General features: G+C 65.1%; 3 protein-coding genes. 2 read left to right on the top strand and 1 reads right to left on the bottom strand.

Features of this window, described 5'->3' with window-relative positions; genetic code table 11:
• Nucleotides 1-73 precede the first annotated feature (73 nt).
• Both AC1VAN_RS08465 and AC1VAN_RS08460 read left to right on the top strand, forming a co-directional pair.
• On the top strand, nt 74-2,737 hold the full coding sequence (locus tag AC1VAN_RS08465; protein WP_480985623.1) for a TonB-dependent receptor: 2,664 nt from the start codon (nt 74-76) through the stop codon (nt 2,735-2,737).
• Nucleotides 2,738-2,849: 112 nt separating this feature from the next.
• The gene (locus AC1VAN_RS08460) at nt 2,850-5,207 is read left to right on the top strand and encodes a beta-N-acetylhexosaminidase (protein ID WP_480985622.1); all 2,358 of its coding nucleotides are present in this window, start codon (nt 2,850-2,852) and stop codon (nt 5,205-5,207) included.
• 320 nt (nt 5,208-5,527) lie between these two features.
• On the opposite strand, the gene AC1VAN_RS08455 is transcribed toward AC1VAN_RS08460, so the two are convergent.
• Nucleotides 5,528-5,920: a VanZ family protein gene (locus AC1VAN_RS08455; RefSeq protein WP_025878689.1), complete on the bottom strand. Its 393-nt coding sequence runs from the start codon at nt 5,918-5,920 to the stop codon at nt 5,528-5,530.
• Nucleotides 5,921-5,983 lie beyond the last annotated feature (63 nt).

Raw genomic sequence — 5,983 nt, 5'->3', positions numbered from 1 at the left:
GCCCCGCGCACGTCATCGCAACCGCAATCCCATATCGCCGCCGGCATCCAATCGAGTGATGAGGAGAGACATCATGAATACCCGCAAGACCTTGCTTTCGGCCGCCATCGTCAGCTGCATCGCCTTCAGTGCGCACGCGCAGCAGGCCGCCCCGACCGCCACCGATCTGGACACCGTCACCGTTACCGGTATCCGCGGTTCGATGGAGAAGTCGCTGGACACCAAGCGCGAAGCCAATGCGCGCGTGGAAGTGGTCACCGCCGAAGACGTGGGCAAGCTGCCGGCGCACAACGTCGCCGACACCCTGCAGCGCCTGCCGGGCGTCAACATCAGCTCGTCCAGCGCCGATGAGGGCGGCTTCGACGAAGCCGACCGTGTCAGCCTGCGCGGCACCAGCCCCAGCCTCACCCAGACCCTGATCAACGGCCACACCGTCGGTTCGGCCGACTGGTTCGTGCTCAGCCAGGGCAACAACGTCGGCCGCAGCGTCAGCTACTCGCTGCTGCCRTCGGAACTGGTCAGCTCGGTGGAAGTGAACAAGTCCTCGCAGGCCAAGCTGCAGGACGGTGGCACCACCGGTACCGTCAACATCATCACCCGCAAGCCGCTGGAGTTCTCCAAGCAGTTCACCGCTGAAGGCTCGATCGGCATGGTGCGCTCGGACCAGGCCAAGTCGAACGACCCGCAGTACTCGGCATTGTTCAACTACAAGAACGAAGAAAACACCTTCGGCGTGATGGTGCAGGGCTTCAGCCAGAAGCGCGAACTGCGCCGTGAAGCGCAGGAAATTCCGGGTGGCTTCTTCCAGATCGGTCCCAAGGATCCGGTGGCCCTGACCAATCCGGACCTAATCGGCGTCAACGTTCCCGGCCTGCTGGGTTCGACCCTGTTCGAACAGACCCGTGAGCGCAAAGGCGGCCTGGTCTCGCTGCAGTTCAAGCCGACCGACACCCTCACCCTGGGCCTGAATGGTTTCAGCTCCGAGCTGAAGGCGAACAACTACAACCGCAACTTCATGATGTTCGGCAACAGCTTCGCCAAGGTGCAGGCGCCGAACCCGGGCTATGTGGTCAAGGATGGCGTGCTGACCAACGCCACCTACGCAGGCGTGCCGGGCACCAATTACGCGGTGTACGACATGATCTACCGCGAGTCGAAGGCCAAGTCGAGCTACGTCACCTTCGACGCCGACTGGCAGATCAGCGACAGCCTGACCGCCAAGTTCCAGGCCGGCAGCACCAAGGGCACCGGTGAGACCCCGCGCCAGTACATCGCCGAGGTCACCGTGGRCAGCGGCGGTGGCGCCAGCTGGGCCACGCACGGCAGCGGCTCGCCGATCGACTGGAACGTCGGCGGCGACCTCTCGCCCAACGGCGTGACCAGCTTCGGAACCTGGGGCAACCAGCAGGTCACCGCCGAGGACAAGGAGAAGTGGGCCACGCTCGACTTCAACCAGTACTTCAACGACGGCGGCGTGCTGAGCTCGCTCGATTTCGGTGTGCGCTTCGCCGATCACAAGCGCGAAGCGCTGTCGCCGGAAGGCGCGACCCCGGGTGACATCTGGAGTGCACTGAAGAACGGCGCCACCTCCAACTACCCGAACGGTTTTGCCGGCGATATCGGCGGCACCTTCCCGCGCAACATCTGGTACTTCACCCCCGGTGCGCTGAAGGAGGCGGTGACCAACAACTCCACCTGGCTGGCGGGCAACGACGGTCCGACCGGTCGCCACAACTACGGTGCCGAGTGGCRGGTGAAGGAAAAGAACTTCGCCGGCTACGTGCAGGCCAAYTTCCGCGGTGACTGGTGGAGCGGCAACCTGGGCCTGCGCTACGTCAACATCAAGCAGGACATCGATACCTACAACGCCGTCAGCAATGCTGCCGATGCGGATGTCAGCAGCCTGTTCGGCATGTGGGAACGCATGGCCTTCCAGAACAAGCGCAACCGCGTGCTGCCCAGCGCCAACATCAAGTTCGACCTCGACGACAACCTCGTGCTGCGCGTGGCCGCGTCGCAGACCCAGACCCTGCCGGACTACTCGGCACTGGGCGCGTCCTCGTACGGTTCCGACCTGAACCGGACCGGCGGCGGCGGCAACCCGAACCTCAAGCCGACCCTGTCCACCAACCTGGATGCCAACCTGGAGTGGTACTTCATGCCGCGCGGCCTGTTGTCGATCGGCGCCTACCACATGGACCTGAAGGACTACATCGCCTTCGACGTCGTCTCGCGCCAGCTGTACAGCGAACTGACCAACCAGCTTGAGACCTACCAGATCTCCACCCCGATCAATGCCGACGGCAAGGTCACCGGCGTGGAAGTGGCCTACGAGCAGCCGATCGGCGAATACTTCGGCGTCAACGCCAACTACACCTACGCCAACGGCACGACCGCGCACACCTGGTCCGATGGTTCGCACAACCTGCTGGGCACCTCGAAGAACACCTACAACGTGGGCGCGTACTTCGAGAACGAGCGCTTCGGTGCACGGGTCAGCTATACCCACCGTTCCTCGTTCCTGATCAGCCTGTCGGGCACCAACCCGTACTACCAGGATGACTTCGGCACGCTGTCGGCGTCGCTGAGCTTCAAGGCCACCGACTGGCTGAGCATCAGCCTGGATGGCCTGAACCTCAACAACCCGACCTACAAGTACTACCAGACCGCGGCCATTCCGACCTCGTTCTACAGCAACGGTCGCCAGTACTACCTGAACTTCCGCTTCAAGTACTGATCCAGCGGCAGCCTCATCGCCGAGTCGTGCACGCACGCCGGGCCTGGGTCATTCCGGGCCCGGCGTTTTTCATGTATAGCGAACATCGCACCCGATCCAAGGAGTCCTTCAGATGACGAAGCCCACCCGCGCCAGGATGCGCAGCCTTCTGTTGCTGGGCAGCCTGCTGGCCGCCCTGCCTGTGCTGCGGGCACTGGCCGCCGATGCCCCGGCACTCGATACCGGCCCTGGCCCGCAGCTGCGCGCCGGCAGCCTGATGTTGATTCCCGCACCGGCCAACGTGCAGCGCGGCAACGGCGCGGGCATCACCGTGGGCGCCGCTACCGTGCTGCATGCCGATGGCGAAGCCGCACAGCGCGTGGCCGCACAGTTCGCCGACCTGCTGGCGCGCAGTGGTGGGCCGCGACTGGCCGTGGCCAACGGCAAGGCCGCCGCCAAGGGCAACAGCATCCGCTTCCAGATCGTGCCGACCTTCCGCGACAGCGGCGAGGGCTACACGCTGGAAAGCACCGCGCRGGGCGTGCTGGTGCAGGCCGGCAACGAGACCGGCCTGTTCTACGGCGCCACCACSCTGGCCCAGCTCGCCACCGGCGGCAGCAACGGCGTGCTGCCGGCCGTGCAGATCCAGGATGCGCCGCGCTTCAGCTGGCGTGGCTTCATGCTCGACTCGGCGCGGCACTTCCAGAGCCTGGACGAGATCAAGCGCGTGCTCGATGCGATGGCAGCGCACAAGCTCAACACCTTTCATTGGCACCTGACCGACGACCAGGGCTGGCGCATGGAGATCAAGCGCTACCCGAAGCTCACCGAAGTCGGCAGCTGCCGCCTTCCGGCCGGTGATGGCGGCATCGATCCGGTCAGTGGCAAGGAACATCCGTACTGCGGCTTCTACACGCAGGACCAGATCCGCGAAGTGATCGCCTACGCCGCCAAGCTGCATATCCAGGTCATTCCGGAAATCGATGTACCCGGCCACGCCACCGCTGCCATCGCCGCCTATCCGGAACTGGGTACGATCGACACGCCGTTGAAACCGTTGAGCGAATGGGGCGTGTTCCCGAACCTGTTCAACGTCGAGGACGGCACCGTTACCTTCCTGGAGAACGTGCTGGAAGAAGTGATCCAGCTGTTCCCGGCCAGGTATGTGCATGTGGGTGGCGACGAGGCGGTGAAGGACCAGTGGGAAGCATCAAAACAGGTGCAGCAGCGCATGCGCGCGCTCGGCATCAAGGATGAGATGGCCATGCAGAGCCACATCATCAAGCGCCTGGAAACCTTCCTGGAACAACACGACCGTCGCCTGATCGGCTGGGACGAAATCCTTGAGGGCGRCCTGCCGCCGCAGGCCACGGTGATGTCATGGCGCGGCACCGAAGGCGGCCTTGCTGCGGCCAGCGCCGGCCACGATGTGGTGATGTCGCCGGTCAGCCACCTGTACCTGGATTACCTGCAGACGGCCTCGCCGAACGAACCGCCGGGCCGGCCGACGCAGGTGAACCTGGCCAAGCTCTACAACTACGAACCGGTGCCGGCCGAACTGGCCGCCGACAAGCGCGGGCACATCCTCGGCCTGCAGGCGAACATGTTCACCGAGCACACGCGCACCTACGCGCGTCTGCAGCACAACCTGTTCCCGCGCCTGGCCGCCGTGGCCGAGACCGGCTGGAGCACGCCGGAGCATCGCGATTTCCGCGACTTCCTGGCCCGCCTGCCCTCGCAGCTGCAGCGCTATCGGGCCTGGGGCCTGGCCTACGCGCAGACGCCGTTCGAAGTAGGCGTGGCCTACACCGATGACCGCGCGGCGAACACGGTGACCGTGTCGCTGGCCAATCCTCTGGGCTATGAAGTGCGCTACAGCAGCGACGGCAAGCCGGTGACGGCACAGTCGCCGCTGTACCAGCAGCCACTGACGTCCACGCTGCCGGCGACGGTGCAGGCTGCCGCCTTCTACCAGGGCCAGCCGCTGGCTGCGAAGCCGACGGTGGCGTCGTACACCGCGCAGTCGCTGCTGTCGCGGCACAGCGAAGCACTGCGCAGCTGCGTCGGCGAGAAGGGCTTGGTACTGCGCCTGGAAGATGATGGTCCGCGCGAAGGTGCGCGTGCGGTGTTCACCGTCGACATCTTCCAGCCGTGCTGGCGTTGGCCGCAGGCACAGCTGGATGGCATCGGCAGCGTGGAAGTGCGCGCAGGCCGCATTCCGTACTACTTCCAGCTGGCCCACGACGAGCCGAAGCGTCGCTTCGAAAAGGCCCGGAGCGCGCACGGCGAAATGCTGATCCGTCGCGGTGACTGCACCGGCAAGGTCCTGGCGCAGGTGCCGCTGCCGGCGCAGACCGATGCCGACGGCTTCGTGACCCTGCGCGCGGCTTTGCCGAAGGGCACCTCGGGCACGGGCGATCTGTGCATCAACTTCACCGGCGACACGCGCCCGGCGATGTGGGTGCTGGATGAGGTGACGCTGGGGAAATGACGGCGGACACGATGGCGTGGATCTACTGTAGAGCCAGGCCATGCCTGGCTGCCTTTGGTAGACGCCAACCTTGGTTGGCGCCGGCGAGATTCATCCACGCATGGCGTGGATCTACWGTAGMGCCAGGCCATGYCTGGCTGCCTTTGGTAGAYGCCAACCTTGGTTGGCGCCGSCGAGATCCATCCACGCATGGCGTGGATCTACTGTAGMGCCAGGCCATGCCTGGCTGCCTTTGGTAGWCGCCAACCTTGGTTGGCGCCGGCGAGATTCATCCACGCATGGCGTGGATCTACCGCGGAGCCAGGCCATGCCTGGCTGCCTTACCCCCGCCAGCGCAGCAGCATGTCGCGCAGCGGGGTCAATGCGGTAGCCATCCCCGCCAACACGCCAACGGTGTTGGCCACCGCATCCATCGGATCGGCCATGCGGTTGCTGGTCAACGCGCCCTGCGCGAACTCGATGCCGACGCCCATCAGCACCAGGCCAGCACCTACCCACAGCAGCGGGCGGCCTCGTCGGAACAACTGCACCGCGCTGCCAGCCAGGATGAAATAAGCCAGGAAATGCTCGCCCTTGTCGCTGTTTTCCGGCAACGGGATCGGCGGCGGCGGAATCAGGCAGACCACGATCACCGTCAGCACCGCCAACACCCACAACGCGGTCCACAGTCGCGGCCGCCGCAGCGGCTTGATCACCGGCAACGCTGCACTCACAGGCGCCAGCTCAGGTCGCCCAGTTCGAAAGCCGGTTCGAAATCGACGTCGCGCTGCAGGCCA

This window comes from Stenotrophomonas sp. 05L44_2, assembly GCF_056665995.1.
The sequence above is the reverse complement of the archived record's forward strand: the minus strand, read 5'-3'. Positions and strand labels throughout refer to the sequence as shown.